Genomic DNA, 17,997 nt, shown 5'->3' with positions numbered 1-17,997 from the left:
CGTGGATAAGTGGCAGGCGCGCGGACGGCGTGTTGGGGGGGTGGGGAGGGAGCCCGGTCAGGCGGTTGCCGCGCCGGTCATGATGGCTACTGCGTCCGTCATGGAGTGGGACTGCGGGGTGATGGTGGCCGCGCACTTGCCCAGCCGCTGGATGTGGATCCGGTCCGCGACGTCGAAGACATGCGGCATGTTGTGGCTGATGAGGATGACGGGGAGCCCACGGTCACGCAGGTCCCGGACCAGTTGCAGGACCTGGTTCGATTCCCGCACGCCAAGGGCCGCCGTCGGCTCATCAAGGACCACCACTTTGGAACCGAAAGCCGCTGCGCGGGCCACCGCCACGGCCTGCCGCTGGCCCCCGGAGAGGTTCTCCACGGGTACGGTGACGTCCTGGAGGGTGGAGATGCCCAGCCGGGTCAGCTCTTCCTTGGCCTTGCGCCGCATGCCCTTGGTGTCCAGCACCCGGAAGATGCTGCCCAACGGGCCGGCCACCCGTTCCTCGCGCCCCAGGAACAGGTTGGAGGCAACGTCCAGGGCCGGAGATACGGCAAGGTTCTGGTACACGGTTTCAATGCCGTGGGCGCGGGCGTCCTGCGGCCGCTTGAAGTGGACCTGCTCGCCGGAGACCAAAAGCTCACCCGAATCCGGGATCTCGGCGCCGGTAAGGCATTTGATCAGCGTGGATTTGCCGGCGCCGTTGTCGCCGATCACGGCAAGTACCTCGCCCGGGTAGAGGTCCAGGCTGACGCCGTCCAGGCCCACCACCTTGCCGAAGGTCTTGACGAGGTTTCGTGCCTGCAGGATGGGTTGGCGGACGTTGGTGCCGGCCGGCTCCACGGACGTGGCGGTCATGACTTCACCTTTCGGATCCACTGGTCGATGGACACAGCGAGGATGATAAGGACGCCCACGGCGAGAGTCTGGTAGAGCACATCCAGGCCGGCCAGGGAGAGCCCGTTGCGGAAGACGCCCACGATCAGCGCGCCCAGCAACGAACCCCAGATGGAGCCGCGGCCGCCGAAGAGGCTGGTGCCGCCAATCACGACGGCGGTGATCGAGTCCAGGTTTAGGTCCACACCGGCGTTGGGGCTGGCGGCGTTGGTCCGGCCGATCTGGATCCAGGCACCGACGGCCAGCACCGCGCCGGCGGCGAGGTAGACGCTCATGAGGACCCGGTTGACGGGGATGCCGGCCAGGCGGGCAGCTTCCTTGTCGTCACCTACCGCGTACACGTGGCGGCCCCAGGCGGTCTTGCCGAGGATGAACGCAACGGCGACGTAGAGCAGGAGCATCATCACTACGCCCGTGGAGATGCGGACCGGGCCTACGGGGAAGGTGCTCCCGGTCCAGGTGAGCAGGCCGGGCATGCTCGAGCCGCGCACGGTGGAACCGCCGGAGTACAGCAGGGTCAGGGCGATGAAGATGTTGAGGGTTCCCAGCGTCACGATGAACGGCGGCAGCCGGAACCGGGTGACCAGGAACCCGTTCAAGGCGCCCGCGGCGAGGCCCACCACCAGGCCGAGAAGGAGTGCCAACGGTCCGGGGATGCCGCTGCCTACGGACAGTTGCGCCACCACCATGGACGCGAGGATCATCACTGCGCCAACGGAAAGGTCGATGCCGGCGGTGAGGATGATGAGGGTCTGGGCTATGGCCAGGGTTCCCACCACGGACACCTGTTGGGTGATCAGCGACAGGTTTTCGAAGCGCAGGAAGCGGTCATTGAGGAGGCCGAACACCACGACGGCGACTATCAGGACGATTGCCGGGCTGAGGGCCGGGTAGCGGTGCAGGATGTTCCGGATGCGGCTGAGGGGGGTCTGCCGGTCGATGAATTCGCCGGCCAGGTCCGCCTGCCCTGCCGCGGGCGGTCCTGCAGTCTGTTGCTGGGTCACTGGTACTCCTGACATGGGTTGCCGGCCTGCTTACTTGCCCCAGCAGATATTGCCGGCGTCGGTGGTAGTGATGCTCTTGACGCCGTCGGCCGGCTTGTCCGTTACCAGCTCCACGCCCGTGTTGAAGAAGTCCAGGCCCTCGGAGTTGGCCGGCTTCTTGCCGGTCTTGGCCAGCTCCACAATGGCCTTCACGCCCATCTCGGCCATCTTCACCGGGTACTGCTGGGCAGTGGCCCCGATGACGCCGGACTTGACGTTGTTCACGCCGCTGCAGCCGCCGTCGATCGAGACAATCAGGACATCCTTCTCCTTGCCGGCGGACTTCAGGGCCTCGTACGCGCCGGCCGCTGCGGGTTCGTTGATGGTGTACACAACGCTGATGTTGGGGTTCTTGGACAGCAGGGTTTCCATGCCGGTGCGGCCGCCGTCCTCGTTGCCGCCGGAGGCCTGGCTGCCAACGATCTCGTAGTCGCCGCCCTTGCCTCCGGTGTACTTCCCGGTCTTGGCCTCGTCGCCGTTCTTCTTCTTGTCCGCCGTGTCGATGCCGAGCCCGGTCAGGAACCCCTGGTCGCGGTTGTAGTCGACGGACACAATCTTGTCGTCAAAGAGATCCAGCAGGGCGATGGTGGCCTTTTTACCGCCAAGCTGTGAAGCCGTCCACTTGCCGATGAGCTGGCCGGCGGCAAAGTTGTCCGTGGCGAAAGTGATGTCCGCGGCGTCTGCCGGGTCCGGCGGGGTATCCAGAGCGATGACGAACAGGCCGGCGTCCTTCGCTTTCTTCAGTGCATCCACCACGGAAGGGCCGTTGGGAGTGATCAGGATGCCTTTGTCTCCCTTGGAGATGGCGTTCTCAATTGCCTGGATCTGCGTGTCTTCATCACCGTCTGCCTTGCCGGCTGCGAGCTTCAGGTCCACGCCGTCAGCCTCCGCTGCCTTCTTGGCGCCGTCCTGCATGGAGATGAAGAACGGGTTGGTGGTGGTTTTGACGATCAGGGAGACGCCCACCTTTCCGTCGCCGGCGCCGCCGGTGCTGGAACCGGCGCTGGAGCTTCCGCCACAGCCGGTCAGGCTCAGGGTGCCAAGTGTCAGGACGGCACCTGCGGCCATCAGGCGGCGGGCGGTGGAGCGGGAGCGAATGGAACTCATCTTTGAATCTCCTGTTTCTCAAGCACTTTTTCTCAAGCCGTGCTGGTCGATGACAACGATGTCAGGCATCATGTAATCAGCGTCACAGGGTAGAGTCAATACAAATTCGATGATGAAGGACGATGTTGTGACAACGATGTCTAATCGTTACTTGGCGGATCCCGCTAAGGGCCGGCCCACCATGCGGCATGTGGCGGCATTGGCCGGTGTGGGAATCAAGACGGTGTCCCGGGTAATGAACGATGAGCCCGGAGTTTCCGAGGCCACCCGGCAGCGGGTCCTGGGTGCATCCCAACAGTTGAACTACCAGCTGGACATGGCCGCGGGCAGCCTGCGCCGGGCGGGACGGCAGACGCTCTCCATCGGGCTGCTGCTCCCGAGCGTTGCGAACCCCTTCAGCAGCGAGATCCACCGCGCCTTGGAGGATGCCATGACCGCCCGCGGCATTGCCGTGTTCGCGGCCAGCCTGGACGACGACCCGGACCGTGAGAAGGCCCTGGTGGCGGCGTTCCTGGGGCGGCGGGTGGACGGCCTGGTCCTGACCCCCATCGCGAGGAGCCAGGCCTATGCCATCCCGGAGCATTCACGTGACCTGCCCATGGTGTTTATCGACCGGGAGCCGGTGGGTATCGACGCGGACGCCGTGGTGACCGACAACGCCGTCGGCGCCTCAACTGCTGCCGCGCACCTGCTGGCACATGGCCACACCAGACTGGCCTACCTGGGCGACCGGACGGACATCCAGACGGCGCGCGAACGCCGCCGCGGTTTCATCGAGGAACTGGGCCGCGCCGGGATTTCCACCACCACCATTCCCGTCCGGGAGGGCCTTCACGACGAGGAATCAGCCCGGCAGGCAGCCCTTGAACTGCTTGGCGGGGAGAACCCGCCAACGGCCATTTTCTCCAGCCAGAACCTCGTCACTTTCGGGGTGATGCGCGCGTTGAAGAAACTGGACCTCGCCCGCCGCGTGGCGCTTGTGGGGTTCGATGACTTCACGCTGGCGGACATGATGGACCCCGGCATCACGGTGATTGCCCAGCATCCGGACCGGATTGGAAGGCTTGCTGCTGAGAGGCTCCTGGCCAGGATCGACGGCGACAACCGGCCGCCAGGGACATACGTCGTTCCGTCCGAACTTATTGAGCGGGGATCCGGGGAAATCCGGCCGCCAAAGTAATTTCCGCAATTTTGCCCACCCGCCACTAACCAACCAAGGGGACAACCATGACCAAAACGCTCTACGCCGAATTCACCGTCAAGCCCGGCAGCGAAGACCGCGTTGCCGAGATGATGCGCGAGCTTACCGAGCATGTCCGCCGCGAGCCCGGCAATCAGCTCTTCCTGCCGTACACCCGCGAAAGCAACCCGCGCGAGTACTTCGTCTTCGAGGTCTACGGGGACGACGCTGCCTTCCAGGAGCACATCACGGCCGATTATGGTGCACGGTTCAACGGCGAACTGGCGCAGCATATCGAAGGGGATGGTTCCGTCCTGACCTGGCTGCAGCCAGTGCACTAAGGGGCTCCGGCTGCAAGGCTGGCGCAGGACGCCGTTCTGGTAGGTAGACTGGTCTACCTACCAGAACGGGAGAACATTGTGGCCACTCCAGGCGTTTCCGTCCCACCCCGGCGCCCGGCGCGCCAGCTGCTGCTTGATGCCGCGGCCCGCCTCTTTTATGCGCGGGGCGTGACGGCCACCGGCATCGACACCATCACGTCGGAAGCAGGAGTGGCAAAGAAGAGCCTGTACAACAACTTCGCTTCGAAGGCCGAGCTGGTGGCCGCCTACCTGGAGGCACGCCATGGGGAATGGCTGGGCCTGTACCGGAAAAGGATGGAAACCGCGGCGGGCGCCGGTGGCGGCGTGCTCGCCATCTTCGACGCCTACCTGGACCACGCCAATTCCGCCTATGTCCATGGCTTCCGCGGCTGCGGACTCCTCAACGCGGCAGCGGAACTTCCCGCGGGCCACCCGGGGAGACTGGCCGTCCGGCAGCACAAGGAAGAGGTGGAACGCCTGCTGGCACAACATCTGGCCGAGCTGCTGCCGGACGGGGAGGAACGGGCCGCGGACCTTGCCCGGCACCTGTCCTTCCTGCTGGAGGGTGCCATGGCCAGGGCAGGGCTCGATGGCCGGGACGCGCTGCTCAAGGACGCCCGCGCCATCGCTGCCAGGATGCTGGCAGGCCTGTGACAATGCAGCCAAGCCAAGCCAACACGCCGCTGTGGGGCGCACTGTTCGTGGCTGCGGCGTCAATCCTGTGGGGAACCACGGGGACCGCGGCCACTTTTGCACCGGCGGTGAGCCCGCTGGCCATCGGAGCTGCCGCCATGGGTGTGGGCGGACTCCTGCAGGCAATCTATGCCGCCCGGCACATCGCGTCCCAGGGTCCCGGCCTGCTGGAGCGGTGGCGGCTGGTTACCGTGGCGGCGGCAGCCGTTGCCGTTTATCCCCTCGCCTTCTACAGCTCCATGCATCTTTCGGGGGTAGCGGTGGGAACGGTGGTCTCCATCGGTTCAGCCCCGGTCGTGGCGGCACTGATCGAGCGGTTTGCGGACCGGAAGCCCCTCACCCGCCGATGGATCGTCGGGGCAGTGCTGGGAGTTGCCGGCGCCGGGCTTCTGTCCTTTGCCGGCAGCAGCCCCGCAGGCCATAGCCCGGCAGCCTCCGAACCCGCCGGTTCGTGGCCCACGACCGCCGGCATCCTCCTGGGGCTGGTGGCCGGCGGCACGTACGCGCTCTATTCCTGGGCCTCGCACCGCCTGATCGGGACCGGTATTTCGTCGAGGGCAGCCATGGGAACCGTCTTCGGGTTCGGAGGGCTGTTGCTGATGCCGGTGCTTGCCGTAACGGGAGGGCCGCTGCTCCAGTCATGGACCAACTTCTCCGTGGGCGCCTACATGGCCCTCGTCCCGATGTTCGTCGGGTACGTCCTGTTCGGCTGGGGACTGGCCCGGATCCGGGCGAGCGCGGCCACCAGCATCTCCCTGCTGGAAACGGTGGTCGCCGCGGTCCTCGCCGTGCTGGTGGTGGGGGAGCGGCTCCCGGCACCTGGCTGGCTCGGCGCCGCCGTCGTCCTGGTGGGCCTGTTCATTCTGACGCCAGGCACCGGCAGAACCAGGGGCGGTCGCCCGGCCAGGACGGCGCGCCCGTCAGCCGGTGGGCTGTTCCCGTCGCCGCATCCTGTCCAGGAGGGGCCGGTCCAGGAGCAAGCAGGCGCCCAGTCCCAGCAGCAGGATACCCAGGACGACGGCGGCAGGTGCCTGGCTGCCGATTCCCGCCATAATGAGCACTAGAGCACTCAGGCAAACGGCTACGCCAGAGAAAAGCCCTGCCGGAAAGCGGCGGGCCGGGTAACCGGAGAGCAGCTCCATGGCCAGGTGGGGATCGTCGGCGATCAGCCCCAGCTCAAGCTCCTTGAGCAGCCTCCGCTCCTCTTCGGACATTGGCATTGCATGCCCCCTGGATTCCATGAGACGCGGTGTCGGTATTGACCGTAGGAGTCTTGTCTCAGTTAGTCAAGGGTGTCCGGTGCCGGGCTTGCAGTAACGGCCGGAAAGCCCTGTACGGTGCGGGGGGAAGGCGAAGGCTCCCTCCCCCCGGCACCGCAGCCGGCTTCCTACCGGTGGCCCTTCGCCGGCTTGGACTGCGTGGTGAACATGGCCTGATCCAACGGGGTGACGGTGACGGACTTAAGGACGGCGGTGCCGCCGTCGGCAAACAGCGCCACTTCTCCGGCACCGTCGGCCGGGAACACCTGGTCCGTGATGGTGCGGCGTCCATTCTGGGCGAAGACCTCCACCGAGGACCTGTCCACGTAGATGCGCAGCGTGATGTTGCCGCTGGCCTCGGGCTGCACGGGGGCGGAATCAACCGAGCTGAACAGCGGATGGAAGGCCGTGTTCCCGGAGTTGCTGCGGTCAACGTACACTTCACCGGTTGCGGCGTCGTAGCCGATCACGGTTGACGTGGTGCCGTTCCCAAGGACGGAGATGCCGGCCCTGGACGCCGTTCCGGGGGAGAAGGTCACGTCAATCCGTTGAACCTGGCCGGCTGCTGCCGGGGGCAGAACGGCTGTACCCGGGGCGATGCTGCGGGCCGTCTTTTCCTGGTAGGCGGGCTTCCCGGCCAGGTCATCCACCTGCTTGACCGGCTTCTGCACCAGCCGTGGACCGTCAGCCGTCCAGGTCAGCCCCACTTCGCGCGGCAGGGACATGGCACTGCGCCAAGGGGAGGTGGGAACGCTGTTGGCGTAGTCCCAGTTGTTCATCCAGCCCAGCATGATCCGCTTGTCCTGCGGCATGTTGGCGAAGGATACGGACGCGTAGTAGTCCCGGCCGTAGTCAAGCCAGTCATAGGCCTGCAGGCGTGGGGTGGCCGGCTTCGGGGACGCAACGAATTCGTCGGCAAGGATATGGCCCCAGCCGAAGCGGTTGTTGTCCACGATCCGGATGCTTGCCGGGCGGCCTTTGAATTCCGCGACGTTCCAGGACGCCCAGTCCAGCACCTCGCTGTTGGCGCCGGTAGCGCTCCGGACTACCTGGCCGTCCACGACCAGGTTCACGGTGGTTTCGTCCGAACGCGGGACGGCAGCCTGGTCCGTCAGCATGACGTGGTCAAGGGTCAGGTGGCCCCAGCCCCCGGTGGCCTGGTCCACGATCCGCAGCCGGGCTGTACGTCCGGCAAATTCGGAGACGTCCCATCCCTTCCAGTTGAGCTGTCCGGTGTCACCGCCGGCGACTGAACGGACCACCTGGCCGTCGACCAAAAGTTGGGCCTCAAGAGTCTGTCCGGACCCGGCGGGACGGGAACCCCCGCCCACCAGCAGGCTGATGAAGTTGCGGCTGAGAGTGAAGGACGGCGAGGTCAGGGTTCCCTGCCGGTCGTCGCCGGGAGCTCCGCCGGTTTCGAACGTATTGATCCGCTTGGCTCCGATGTAGAAGTCACCCCCGGCCGTGGCGGGCTGGAACACCGGTGCGAGGTCGCCGGTGCCGGTCCAGCCGGCGTCGGCCAGTGTGGTTCCGTCCGGAACCTCAAAGCCGTCGAACAGCAGGTCGCCGGGAGGGGGAGTGTTGTCCAGCTTGTCCGAGACGCGTGGGTGCTGGCCTCCGCCCACCAGGAAGTTGAGGTAGTCACTGGTGAGCGTGAACTCCGGCGAGGCCATGGACCCCACCGGCCAGTCGCCGTCGTGAAACGAGTTGACCAGGCCGGTGCCGGCGAATCCGGTCACGGCATTCTGGCCCGGCAGTGTGCCGGGTGCGGGAACGTCGCCGAATGGCCCGTTCTTCCAGTTGCCCGGCTCATTGTTGACCGCCCAGCCGTTGTAGCTGCCGTCGTTGAAGCCGGCCACGGGGGTCCCTGCGGGCAGGACATCGCTGGCCTTGGTGGACTCCGAGGTGAAGGTGGTGCCGTCAAAGTTGCCTACGAAGTACTGGCCAGCAGACCCTCCGGCCACGCCGCCAGGGTTGATGTTCACCACCATGACCCACTTGATGTTGGCCGGATCCCCATCCACCGCAAGCGGAAACAGGTCGGGGCATTCCCACAGGCCTCCGGTGGCGTTTGCCGGACCGAACTGGCTGAGCAGTCCCCAGTCCTTGAGGTTGGTGGATTTGTAGAGCAGGACCTTGTGGTCGGTGGCTTCGACGGCGGCCATCACCCAATACCCTCCGCCGCCGGGAGTGTCGTACCAGAAGACTTTGGGGTCGCGGAAGTTGGCGGAGTTGCGGTTCAGGACAGGGTTGGCACTGTACTTGGTCCACGTCTGGCCATCGTCCAGGCTGTACGCCAAGGACTGGGCCTGCAGTCCCCGGTACGGGGAAGCATCCTTGTAGGCGCTGGTAAACACGGCCACCAGCGGAGGGTTCTCCGGGGTCCCGAAGCCCGAGGTGTTGTTCTTGTCCACCACCACGCTGCCGGAGAAGATGTCCTGCTGGTCATCGGTGGCGATGGCCAGCGGCTGCTCTTTCCAGTGCGTGAGGTCGATGGAGGTGGCGTGGCCCCAGGACATGTTGCCCCAGGTGTTGCCGGAAGGATTGTGCTGGTAATAGAGGTGGTAGACCCCCTTGTGGAACACCAGCCCGTTTGGATCGTTCATCCAGTTCTGCTGCGGGGTGAAGTGGATTGCCGGCCGGAAAGGTTCCCCGCCCGGCTGCGGATCCAGGGTGGCTGGCGTGGCCTGGACCGCCCCGGCTCCTGCGAGTGCCGCTGCCAGGGCGAACCCGGCCAGGGTCAATGCTGCGCTTGCCCGTTTCATTCTTAATGCAGGGGATTTCATGCGTGGAGTCGCCCTTCATCGCGCGTCTTGTCATCTAGACAACGTTGTCAGTGACAGGAACGCTAAAGGATGTCCACAAGACAAGTCAACGGATTATTCCAGCGCCTGACGGCTGCAGGAGCCGCTTACCGCCGTCGTAATTCCGCGAACTCGATGGACGGGACGATTGCGCCTGCGTCCCGTTCCACGAAGTTGGTGCCCGGGGGCACCAGGTCGTCGATGGCGTCCAGAACCGACTCGCCCAGCTGGACGTCCGCGGCGCGAAGGTAGGCCTGGAGGTGTTCCCCGCTCCGCGGTCCGATGATCACGCTGCTGATGGCGGGGTGGGTCAGGGCAAACCCCACGGCAAGGTCCACCAGGGACAGCTCCAGTTTGTCTGCCAGCCTGGCCAGCGAGTCCGCGGCGAGCAGTTTCCGCTCACTGGCCGGCCCGGAGATGTCGTACCGTCCCGGGAGGGTGTGGACGCGGGTGGGCGGCCTGCCCGATTCGAGGACGAAGCTGCCGGACAGCCAGCCGCCCGCCAGCGGTCCGTAAGCGAGCACGCCCAGTCCGTATTGCTGGGCGATGGGCAGGACGTCGCGTTCGTTGCCGCGGACCAGCATGGAGTACGGAACCTGGTTGCCCAGCGGCGGAATGAGGTGGTTGGTGGTGGCCAGCCACTGCGCCTCGACAAGCTGCGCCGGCGTGAACACGGAGGTGCCGTAATAGAGGATCTTGCCCTGGCGGATCAGGTCGTTAAGGGTGGTGATGGTCTCCAGCACGTCGGTGTTGTAGTCCGGCCGGTGCGCCTGGTACAGGTCGATGCGGTCTGTCTGCAGCCGCCGGAGGCTGCCCTCCACGGCTTGGGTGATCCAGCGCCGGGAGTTCCCGGAGTGCGCAGGATTGGGGCTCATCTGGCCGTGGAACTTGGTGGCGAGGAAGACATCGTCCCGACGGCCGCGGAGGGCCCGGCCCACCACCTGTTCGGACTCGCCCTGTGAATAGACGTCCGCGGTGTCAATTGCGGTGATGCCGGCGTCCAGGGCTGCGTGGATGATGCGGATGCTCTCATCCGCTCCGGTGGGAGCGCCCTGGGAGCTGCCGGTACCCTCGCCGAAATTCATGGTGCCAAGGGTAAAGGGACTGATGGGAGTGCCCGACCGTCCGAACACCCGCAGTTCGCTCAGACTCATCTGCCTTCTCCTCCATTCAGTTGCCGTGCCCGGATCGTCATGAGGCTACACAGATTGCACGGACCACCACAGATTTCCGCCTTAGTCCTTCTCTTTTCGTCGCATGGGGTAACCGGGGCCATGGGAATGACGTTTTGTGGCGCGCGCACGGCAAGGCCGGGCGCCTATATTGAGGGATGGGCACCCTTCAAAGTGACGATCAGTTCGTCCAGTTGCACGATCTCATCATCGGCAGCAGCAATGTGGCTGACTTCCTGACTGAGCTGTCCACTGTTGCCGCTTCCACGCTCACCGATGCAGCGGGCGTCTTCATCGAATGCGGGGTTACGCTCCGCCGCCGCAAACGCAGCACCACCATCGCCGGCAGCAGCGAGCGCGCCGTAGTCCTGGACCAGCTGGAACAGGTTCTGGGGGATGGGCCGTGCATTGCAGCGCTGGACGCCATGAAGCCCATGGTCCTGTCCAATGTAGGCACCGATAACCGCTGGCCCGACTACCGGAAGGTGCTGGCTGATAACGGCTGCCGCAGTGCGCTGGGCGTTCCCCTTGTCCTGGACGAACATCAGTCCGCCGCGTTGAACTTCTTCGCGGCGGAGCCGGATATCTTTGCTCCCGACGTCATCCGTAAGGCTGAAGGGTTTGCAGAGCTCGCGGGCCGCGCACTGAGGCTCTCGTTGCGGATCGCCGATGCCCGGAACCTGGCGGATGACCTGACAGCTGCCATGGCGAACCGCACCACGATCGACCTGGCCTGCGGGGTGATCATGGCGCAGAACCGGTGTTCCCAGGATGAAGCCATAGCCATGCTTACCAAGGCGTCCAGCCACCGGAACCAGAAGCTGCGGGACCTGGCGGCGGGAATCATTGGCCGGGTCAGTGACGGAGGGGTGACCACGCACTTCGATCCGTAGGCCCGTCCCGGAAACCTTTCTCCCGACCGGCCTGCATGCCGGCCGGGTTTCGCCTTCGCGCCGCCCTGCAATAATCTGAACCAACGGTTGTGCACGGGGGTGTCAGCGCCCGGTGTAACAGCAGCACTGTAAGTTCCGGGACCATCACAGACGAGGCGGACACCCATGACGGCTTCAGACCAGCAGCACGCACCACGGCCAGCTATGCCCGCAGACCCTCCTGCCGCTGCCCCTGAACCGGTGGATCCGCACCTGCTGCAGCAGCTGGCCGACGCACACGGCGTAGGCACGTCCTTCCAGGCCTGGGACGGGCTTCCGCATTCCGTGGCCGAAGCGACGCTGGTCAAGGTGCTGGCCGCCCTCGGCGTTCAGGCACACACCAACCAGCTCATCGAGGCTGCCCTGGCGGAAGCGGAACTGGCGCCTTGGCGGCGGATGCTGCCGCCCGCCGTCGTCATCAAACAGGGCGAACCCGCCCAGGTGCCGGTCCATCTTCGGGACGGCGCCACCGCCCGCCTGACCATCACCCTGGAAGGGGGAGCCGGGTCGCGGGAGGCGGTTCAGCAGGATGTCTGGGTCCCGCCCCGGGAGGTCGACGGCGTCTCCGTGGGGCGTGCCACGTTCTCCCTTCCCGAGGACCTGCCGCTGGGCTGGCACGCCCTGCATGCGGAGTCGGAAGGCGCTACCGCCACCGCGACCCTGGTGGTCACGCCGGCGCGGCTGGCCACGGCAAAGCCGCTGGAGGAGCGCCGCGGCTGGGGGCTGGCCACCCAGCTGTATTCGGTGCGCTCAAAGCGGTCGTGGGGCATCGGCGACTTTGCCGACCTGGCGGACCTGGCGGCGATCAGCGGTGCGCGCGGCGCCGACTACGTGCTGGTCAACCCGCTGCACGCGGCTGAGCCCGTTCCGCCGGTGCAGCCCTCGCCCTACTCGCCGTCCACCCGCCGGTTCTTCAACCCGCTGTACATCCGGATCGAGGCCATCCCCGAACTGGCGTACCTCCGGCCGCGGAAACGTGCGGCGCTGGAGAAGCTGCACGAGGAAGTGGCAGGGCTGAACAGGGAGGGCGCCCGCCTGGACCGCGACGCCGTCTACGGGGCGAAGCTGCAGGCGCTGGAGATGCTCTACCACGCCCGGCGCCCGCCGGCCCGGCAGGCTGCCTTCGACGAGTTCTGCCGCGTTTCCGGCAGCGGACTGGAAGATTTCGCGCTTTGGTCAGCCATCCGCGAGGACCTGGCACCGGGCGATCCCCTCTGGAAAGACCCGGCGTGCGCCATCGGAACGCCGGCCGCCGAAGCGCTGCGGGAGAAGCTGGCGGACCGGATCGGATTCCACCGCTGGCTGCAGTGGATCTGTGACGAGCAGCTGGAAAACGCCCAGCGGGCCGCGCTGCGATCGGGGATGCGGCTTGGCGTGGTGCACGACCTCGCAGTTGGCGTGGACCACAGCAGTGCCGACGCGTGGACGCTGCGCGGCGTGCTGACCCCGGACACCAGCGTGGGCGCACCGCCGGACATGTACAACCAGCAGGGCCAGGACTGGGGGCAGCCGCCCTGGCACCCCACGCGGCTGGCCGAGGCCGGCTACGAGCCGTTCCGCAACATGCTGGCCAACGTGCTCCGGCACGCCGGCGGCATCCGCGTGGACCATATCCTGGGCCTGTTCCGGCTGTGGTGGATCCCCATGGGCAATGCTCCGGGTGACGGCGCCTACGTCCGCTACGACCACGAGGCACTGATAGGCATCCTCGCCCTCGAGGCGCACCGCGCCGGTGCGGTGGTGATCGGGGAGGACCTGGGCACCTTCGAGCCGTGGGTGCGCGACTACCTGGCGGCGCGCGGCATCCTGGGCACGTCCATCCTGTGGTTCGAGTACGACGGCGATTCGCCCCTTGCGCCGGAAAAGTACCGCACCCAGGCACTCGCCAGCGTCAACACCCACGACCTTCCGCCCACCGCCGGCTACCTTGCCGGGGATCATGTGGGGCTGCGAAGCAGGCTGGGCCTGCTGGAACGGTCCGAGGAGGAAGAGCGCGCCGAACACAACGCCTCCCTGGAGAAAATGTTTGCCCTGCTGCGCGAACGCGGCTACCTCTCTGAGGGGGCTGCCGCCGGCGGGGACCTGTCTGCGGAGGAGCACACCATCGAGGCGCTGCACCTGCTGCTGGCACAGGCGCCTTCTGTCCTCCTCGGCGTGGCCCTGGTGGACGCGGTGGGGGAGCGGCGGGTCCAGAACCAGCCCGGCACCACCGAGGCGCTGTACCCCAACTGGCAGGTGCCGCTGGGCGGCCCGGACGGCAAACCCGTATACCTCGATGACCTTCCCGCCAACAAGCGGTTCAACTCGCTGCTCGCGGCGGTAGAGGGGGCCCTGCACGACAAATAGGTTGGAGAATGCAATGAGCGACGGTCCTACCCTGGTGGTTGGCGGTACTGGCATGCTGGGCAGCCAGGTCGTCAGCGAATTGATGTCCCGGGGGAAACAAGTGCGCGCCCTGGTGCGTCCCGGCTCCGATGCCGCCAAGCTGGAGGCGGTCGGCGTCGACATTGCAAGGGGCGACATGATGCAACCCGACTCGCTCAACCAGGCCCTGGCAGGTGTCGATGCCGTCATCACCTCCGCAGCCGGCTACACCCGGCACCGCAAGGGCGACAGCCCGGAGATCGATACGGTGGGCAACGCCAACCTTGCCGAGGCGGCCAGCAGGGCCGGAATTCGACGTTTCGTGCTGACCAGCATCCTCACCTGCGACCAGACCCCGCAGGTGCCCCATTTCTGGCACAAGAAGCTGATGGAGGACCGACTGGGCCAGCTGGGAGTCCCTTACGTCGCGTTGCGCCCCGGCGCCTTCCTGGACCAGGTGACACGGTCCGGCGGCGACCCCGTGGCCAAGGGAAGGGTTATGTGGTTTGGTTCTCCGCGTGTCCCGCTGACGTTCGTGCTGACCGCTGACCTTGCCCGTTACCTGGCCGATGCCGTCGATTCCCCCGGCGTGGAGGGCCAGCACATCGATATTGGCTGGGACCGGCCGATGGGCATGCAGGATTTCGCGGACATCGCGGGGCGCATGACTGGCACCCGGATCAAGGTCCGCTCCGTCCCCATGCCGGTCCTGAAGGCTGCCGCTGCCGTGGTTGGCCGCCGCAACCCCATCGTCAAGGACATGGCGACCATGATGGCCTGGTTCCAAACCGGCCGTTACGTCGCTGATACCACCCGCCAGCGGGATGTCTTTGGCCCGCCGCCCACGGCCGAGGACGCGATTCGGCGGCTCATGGGGACGTTGGGACATTCCGTGCGCGGGTAGGCGCCGCCGGGGCCGGAAGGGGCCGCTGTCAACCGCTCCGAAGCTTTCGGACCGGGCTGACAGTGACCCCCTCCTCGTGCCTTAGCCCGCGGCGATCACATGCGTGAAGTGGTCGTACCGGAAGGTGACCGGGCCGCCGTCGTGCTCAAACACGATATTGGCACCCGGGGAAGCCCCGCCAGCCCCGTAACTGACGTCCCAGCTGCGGTTCAGGGCAGCCTTGAACTCGTAGCTTCCCGTCGGCAGGTCCGGAACAGACAGCTTCCACACCAGGTCTGCCGTGTCCAGCACCAGCTGCGCCTGGCTGCAGGACGGTTCCCAGTCCGCGGCGCAGCCCAGCTCGCTGTCCATACTTCCCGCTGCAGCCACGGCGGCCGGTTGCTGGGAGGCGTAAACGGCGCTCAGCAGGTGGGTGCTGTTGTCATAGCGGAAGGTGACCGGGCCGCCGGGATGGTCCAGCACGATGTTCTGCCCGTTGAGCTGGCCGTCGGCGCCGTAGTTTTCGTCCCAGCCGCCATTGAGGGCGGCCTTGTACTCGTACTTCCCGGCCGGCAGGTCCACGGTCAACCGCCAGATGCGGTCGACGGGATCCAGCACCATCCGCGCCTGGCTGCAGGTTGGATCCCACTGCGCGCTGCAGCCCATTGCCTGGTTCAGGGATCCGGCCACCGTGACAGAGTCGGGCTGCGGGGCCTGGCCCACCGTCACGGTCCTGGTCCCGCTGGTGACGTTGAAGCCCGTGCCGTTCATTGAGGCGCGGTAGCGCACCTTCGTGGCGGCCGCGAGGCCGGACACGTCATCGCTTGCCGAGTACACGGGTGACGACGAGTCGGTGCCCACCGCCGTCCAGTGCCCGCCGTCAACACTGCGCTCGAAGGACACCACATGGCTGGCCTTCTCCGGATCAGCGGTGGCGCTCAGCTCGACTTTGCCCTCCACGCTGCTGCCCTCGGCGGGCTCCTGCAGGGTCAGGACTGGCGCGGGGACGCTCGCCGAACGGGTTTTGCTGGTGGCGGTGTGCCCGCCGTTGTCCAGCACGGTGGCGCGGTACTCCAGTGGCGTGCCGGCGTCCAGCGCTGCCACGTCGTGGAACACCTGGTACGGCGCGGTATCGTCCGTCCCGATCGGCTGCCATCCGCCGCCCGGTGTCTTCGCTTCAAAGGTGACCTCATAGAACGAGGAACCGTCGACGTCGGCCGTCACGTTGATGCGTCCGTTGTCACCCGGCGCGCCGGTTGGCTGCTGGAGGGCGACGGCGGGAGCCGCCTGGGAGTGCGGGATCCTTCCCGAGGATTCATAGACGACGGCGGAGAGCGGCGGCACGGTCACGGTCAGTTTGGCGTCCCCCGAGGTTTTCACCTCGTCGGCGCCTTCACCGTAGATACGCGTGTAGCTGCGCTTGGCGATGTAGGTGGGGACCTCCGCTGTCCGGGGCTGGGCGCTGTTGTTCAGGGCCACCACGTATTCGCGCTGGTCCTGGGCATCGGTGCGGGAGAAGGCGTAGATGCCCGGCCCATCAGAGGCGTAGCGGTGCTGGTGGGCGCCGTTCCGCAGCGCCGGGTGCTCCTTGGTGAGGGCTGCCAGTTCGTGGATCTTGGCGTAGAGCGGGTGGCCCGGGCTGAAGTTGTCGGTGGCGTGAGTGGCGTCCGTGCCCAGCAGGTCGTCATCCAGGTACTCGGGGACCTTGCTGGCGAAGAGGGTCTGGCGTGCGTCCTGGTCGCCGCCCGGGCCGGTGAAGCCCTGTTCGTCGCCGTAGTAGACCACCGGGTTGCCGCGGGAGAAGTACATCAGCTCGTGGGCCAGTTCGTCGCGTGCCACCTTCTCGGCGTCGCTTGCGGCCGGGTTGTCCTGGCCGATGAAGGTGCCGATGCGGCCCATGTCGTGGTTGCCCAGGAAGGTGGGCAGCTCATAGACGTTGGAATCGGCGTCGGTGTACCAGTCGTCGCCGGCGAAGAAGGCCTGCAGCGCCGTGGCGTCCTGGCTCTTGGAGGCGAAGTTGCGGGCGGCGTCCTGGAAGGGGAAATCCAGCACTGCCTGCATCTTGTTGCCGTTGGTGAACTGCGACGTGAAGCTCTTGGTGGTATCGAAGACTTCGCCGAACATGAAGAATTCGTCCTTGCCATGCTCCTTGGCATAGCTGAGGACGTTAGGGCCGAATTCCTGCCAGAACTCGTTGTTCACGTGCTTCATGGTGTCGATGCGGAAGCCGTCCACGCCAAAGTCGCCGATCCAGGACTTATAGATGTCCTCCATGCCGTGCACCACCGTGGGATTTTCGGTGAAGAGGTCATCGAGGCCGAAGAAGTCGCCGTACATGGAGTCTTCGCCGGTGAAGGTGGTGTCGCCGCGGTTGTGGTAAAGCGCGGGGTCGTTCAGCCATGCGGGGACCTTGAGGTTTTCTTCGCCGGGGGCCAGGAGGGGCTTGTAGGGGAATGATGTGTTTGGGTCCAGCTGCGGGAACGTTCCGGTGCCGGCGTAGTCGCGGTCATCGAATGCTTCGCCCGCGGCCGTCTTGTAGGGGACAGCATCCTTTGAGACGTAGCCTTTGCGGTCGCCTTCCTGGTAGCCGATGACGTCAGCCGTGTGGTTGGTGATGATGTCGAAGTACACCTTCATGCCGCGGGCGTGGGCCTCGTCAATGAGGGCTTTAAGTTCGTCATTGGTGCCCAGATGCGGATCGATCTGGGTGAAGTCGGTGACCCAGTAGCCGTGGTAGCCGGCTGACTTGTCCTCCGGCTGGACCGCCTTGTTCTTGAAGCTGGGGGTCAGCCAGATGGACGTGGTGCCCAGGCCCTGGATGTAGTCGATCTTGTTGCGCAGGCCCGCCAGGTCGCCGCCGTTATAGAAGCCCTTCTTTGCGGGATCGAAGCCGGAGACCATGGGGTCGGACCCCAGCCCGCCCTGGTCGTTGCCGGGGCTGCCGTTGCTGAACCGGTCTGCCATGACGAAGTAGAAGTTCTCGTCCGTCACGGGACCGCGCAGCGAATGCAGGGCGGAGGAGGATCCCCGGCCGTTGGTACCAGGATCCTTGGGGCCCTGGTCTTTAGGGTTGGGGGCGGCGTGAGCCGGGAGGACTGCAACGGAAATGGCGACGGCGGCCGCCAGGAGGCCGGCCGCGGACCTGGCTGTGACGGAGCGGCCGGAGAGTGGCCGGCCGCTTGTGGGGTGCTGTGTTCCTGCGGGCTTTGCCGGCAGGTGGGCGCTTGGGGGCGCGCCCGGAGGGGTGCGGAATAACAAGGGTGAGACCTTCCTGGGAAGCAGCGCTGCTGTACAGGCTTGCCGTTGA

The 17,997-nt window shown here is 66.2% G+C and carries 13 protein-coding genes and 1 pseudogene; 7 read left to right on the top strand and 7 right to left on the bottom strand.

What is annotated here, in order from left to right:
• Window positions 1-57: 57 nt before the first annotated feature.
• Genes QFZ57_RS03045 through QFZ57_RS03035 form a run of 3 tightly spaced genes read right to left on the bottom strand, consistent with a single transcriptional unit; the run spans window position 58 to window position 3,002 of the window.
• Window positions 58-852: an ATP-binding cassette domain-containing protein gene (locus tag QFZ57_RS03045; RefSeq protein WP_142029923.1), complete on the bottom strand. Its 795-nt coding sequence runs from the start codon at window positions 850-852 to the stop codon at window positions 58-60.
• Complete coding sequence (locus QFZ57_RS03040) at window positions 849-1,895, bottom strand: ABC transporter permease (protein WP_306897854.1); 1,047 nt, start codon at window positions 1,893-1,895, stop codon at window positions 849-851. The genes QFZ57_RS03045 and QFZ57_RS03040 overlap by 4 nt, the downstream gene beginning before the upstream one ends.
• 30 nt (window positions 1,896-1,925) lie before the next feature.
• On the bottom strand, window positions 1,926-3,002 hold the full coding sequence (locus tag QFZ57_RS03035) for a substrate-binding domain-containing protein (protein WP_373461292.1): 1,077 nt from the start codon (window positions 3,000-3,002) through the stop codon (window positions 1,926-1,928).
• Between the two features lie 220 nt (window positions 3,003-3,222).
• Between QFZ57_RS03035 and QFZ57_RS03030 the strand changes: the two genes are divergently transcribed.
• The 4 genes from QFZ57_RS03030 (at window position 3,223) to QFZ57_RS03015 (ending at window position 6,340) form a co-directional block, all read left to right on the top strand.
• Window positions 3,223-4,221 (top strand): LacI family DNA-binding transcriptional regulator, encoded by a 999-nt coding sequence (locus tag QFZ57_RS03030; protein WP_306901514.1) that lies wholly within the window; start codon window positions 3,223-3,225, stop codon window positions 4,219-4,221.
• A 47-nt stretch (window positions 4,222-4,268) separates the two neighbouring features.
• Window positions 4,269-4,562 carry a putative quinol monooxygenase gene (locus tag QFZ57_RS03025; RefSeq protein ID WP_306628989.1) on the top strand — a complete coding sequence of 98 codons (294 nt, stop codon included), beginning with the start codon at window positions 4,269-4,271 and terminating at the stop codon, window positions 4,560-4,562.
• 78 nt (window positions 4,563-4,640) lie between these two features.
• Window positions 4,641-5,237, top strand: coding sequence for a TetR/AcrR family transcriptional regulator (locus QFZ57_RS03020; protein WP_306897850.1), 597 nt, complete (start codon window positions 4,641-4,643; stop codon window positions 5,235-5,237).
• A 2-nt stretch (window positions 5,238-5,239) separates the two neighbouring features.
• Window positions 5,240-6,340: a DMT family transporter gene (locus QFZ57_RS03015; RefSeq protein WP_306901512.1), complete on the top strand. Its 1,101-nt coding sequence runs from the start codon at window positions 5,240-5,242 to the stop codon at window positions 6,338-6,340.
• Here QFZ57_RS03015 and QFZ57_RS03010 read toward each other — a convergent pair.
• From QFZ57_RS03010 to QFZ57_RS03000, 3 genes and pseudogenes are all read right to left on the bottom strand, one after another.
• Window positions 6,317-6,490 (bottom strand): annotated as a pseudogene (locus QFZ57_RS03010) (DUF3040 domain-containing protein); the annotation flags it as partial. The gene QFZ57_RS03015 and the pseudogene QFZ57_RS03010 overlap by 24 nt on opposite strands.
• Window positions 6,491-6,663: 173 nt before the next feature.
• The gene (locus tag QFZ57_RS03005; protein WP_306897847.1) at window positions 6,664-9,300 is read right to left on the bottom strand and encodes a GH32 C-terminal domain-containing protein; all 2,637 of its coding nucleotides are present in this window, start codon (window positions 9,298-9,300) and stop codon (window positions 6,664-6,666) included.
• 146 nt (window positions 9,301-9,446) lie between these two features.
• A complete protein-coding gene (locus tag QFZ57_RS03000; protein ID WP_306897845.1) occupies window positions 9,447-10,493 on the bottom strand; it encodes an aldo/keto reductase in 1,047 nt (348 codons plus the stop codon).
• Window positions 10,494-10,669: 176 nt separating this feature from the next.
• Here QFZ57_RS03000 and QFZ57_RS02995 point away from each other — a divergent pair, with 176 nt between their 5' ends.
• The 3 genes from QFZ57_RS02995 to QFZ57_RS02985 all read left to right on the top strand — a co-directional run bounded on the left by QFZ57_RS02995 (window position 10,670) and on the right by QFZ57_RS02985 (window position 14,711).
• On the top strand, window positions 10,670-11,404 hold the full coding sequence (locus QFZ57_RS02995) for a GAF and ANTAR domain-containing protein (protein WP_306628984.1): 735 nt from the start codon (window positions 10,670-10,672) through the stop codon (window positions 11,402-11,404).
• Between the two features lie 165 nt (window positions 11,405-11,569).
• Window positions 11,570-13,789, top strand: a complete 2,220-nt coding sequence (gene malQ / locus QFZ57_RS02990; protein WP_306897842.1) for a 4-alpha-glucanotransferase — start codon at window positions 11,570-11,572, stop codon at window positions 13,787-13,789.
• A 13-nt stretch (window positions 13,790-13,802) separates the two neighbouring features.
• Window positions 13,803-14,711 carry an SDR family oxidoreductase gene (locus QFZ57_RS02985; RefSeq protein WP_306897840.1) on the top strand — a complete coding sequence of 303 codons (909 nt, stop codon included), beginning with the start codon at window positions 13,803-13,805 and terminating at the stop codon, window positions 14,709-14,711.
• Window positions 14,712-14,792: 81 nt separating this feature from the next.
• Here the strand turns inward: QFZ57_RS02985 and QFZ57_RS02980 are convergent, their stop codons facing one another.
• Window positions 14,793-17,948 (bottom strand): alpha-amylase family glycosyl hydrolase, encoded by a 3,156-nt coding sequence (locus tag QFZ57_RS02980; protein WP_306897838.1) that lies wholly within the window; start codon window positions 17,946-17,948, stop codon window positions 14,793-14,795.
• Between the last annotated feature and the right edge of the window lie 49 nt (window positions 17,949-17,997).

The sequence above is a fragment of the Arthrobacter sp. B1I2 genome, from assembly GCF_030816485.1.
GTDB lineage: Bacteria > Actinomycetota > Actinomycetes > Actinomycetales > Micrococcaceae > Arthrobacter.
Note: the sequence above shows the minus strand (reverse complement) of the source record. Positions and strands in the feature narration are given on the sequence as shown.

What these genes read in the sequence shown, in the direction of transcription:
- QFZ57_RS02985 (WP_306897840.1), top strand. Translation starts at nt 13,803, where the DNA reads ATGAGCGACGGTCCTACCCTGGTGGTTGGCGGTACTGGCATGCTGGGC.
- QFZ57_RS02995 (WP_306628984.1), top strand. Translation starts at nt 10,670, where the DNA reads ATGGGCACCCTTCAAAGTGACGATCAGTTCGTCCAGTTGCACGATCTC.
- malQ (WP_306897842.1), top strand. Translation starts at nt 11,570, where the DNA reads ATGACGGCTTCAGACCAGCAGCACGCACCACGGCCAGCTATGCCCGCA.
- QFZ57_RS03005 (WP_306897847.1), bottom strand. Translation starts at nt 9,300, where the DNA reads ATGAAACGGGCAAGCGCAGCATTGACCCTGGCCGGGTTCGCCCTGGCA.
- QFZ57_RS03025 (WP_306628989.1), top strand. Translation starts at nt 4,269, where the DNA reads ATGACCAAAACGCTCTACGCCGAATTCACCGTCAAGCCCGGCAGCGAA.
- QFZ57_RS03015 (WP_306901512.1), top strand. Translation starts at nt 5,240, where the DNA reads ATGCAGCCAAGCCAAGCCAACACGCCGCTGTGGGGCGCACTGTTCGTG.
- QFZ57_RS03030 (WP_306901514.1), top strand. Translation starts at nt 3,223, where the DNA reads ATGCGGCATGTGGCGGCATTGGCCGGTGTGGGAATCAAGACGGTGTCC.
- QFZ57_RS03000 (WP_306897845.1), bottom strand. Translation starts at nt 10,493, where the DNA reads ATGAGTCTGAGCGAACTGCGGGTGTTCGGACGGTCGGGCACTCCCATC.
- QFZ57_RS03045 (WP_142029923.1), bottom strand. Translation starts at nt 852, where the DNA reads ATGACCGCCACGTCCGTGGAGCCGGCCGGCACCAACGTCCGCCAACCC.
- QFZ57_RS03035 (WP_373461292.1), bottom strand. Translation starts at nt 3,002, where the DNA reads ATGGCCGCAGGTGCCGTCCTGACACTTGGCACCCTGAGCCTGACCGGC.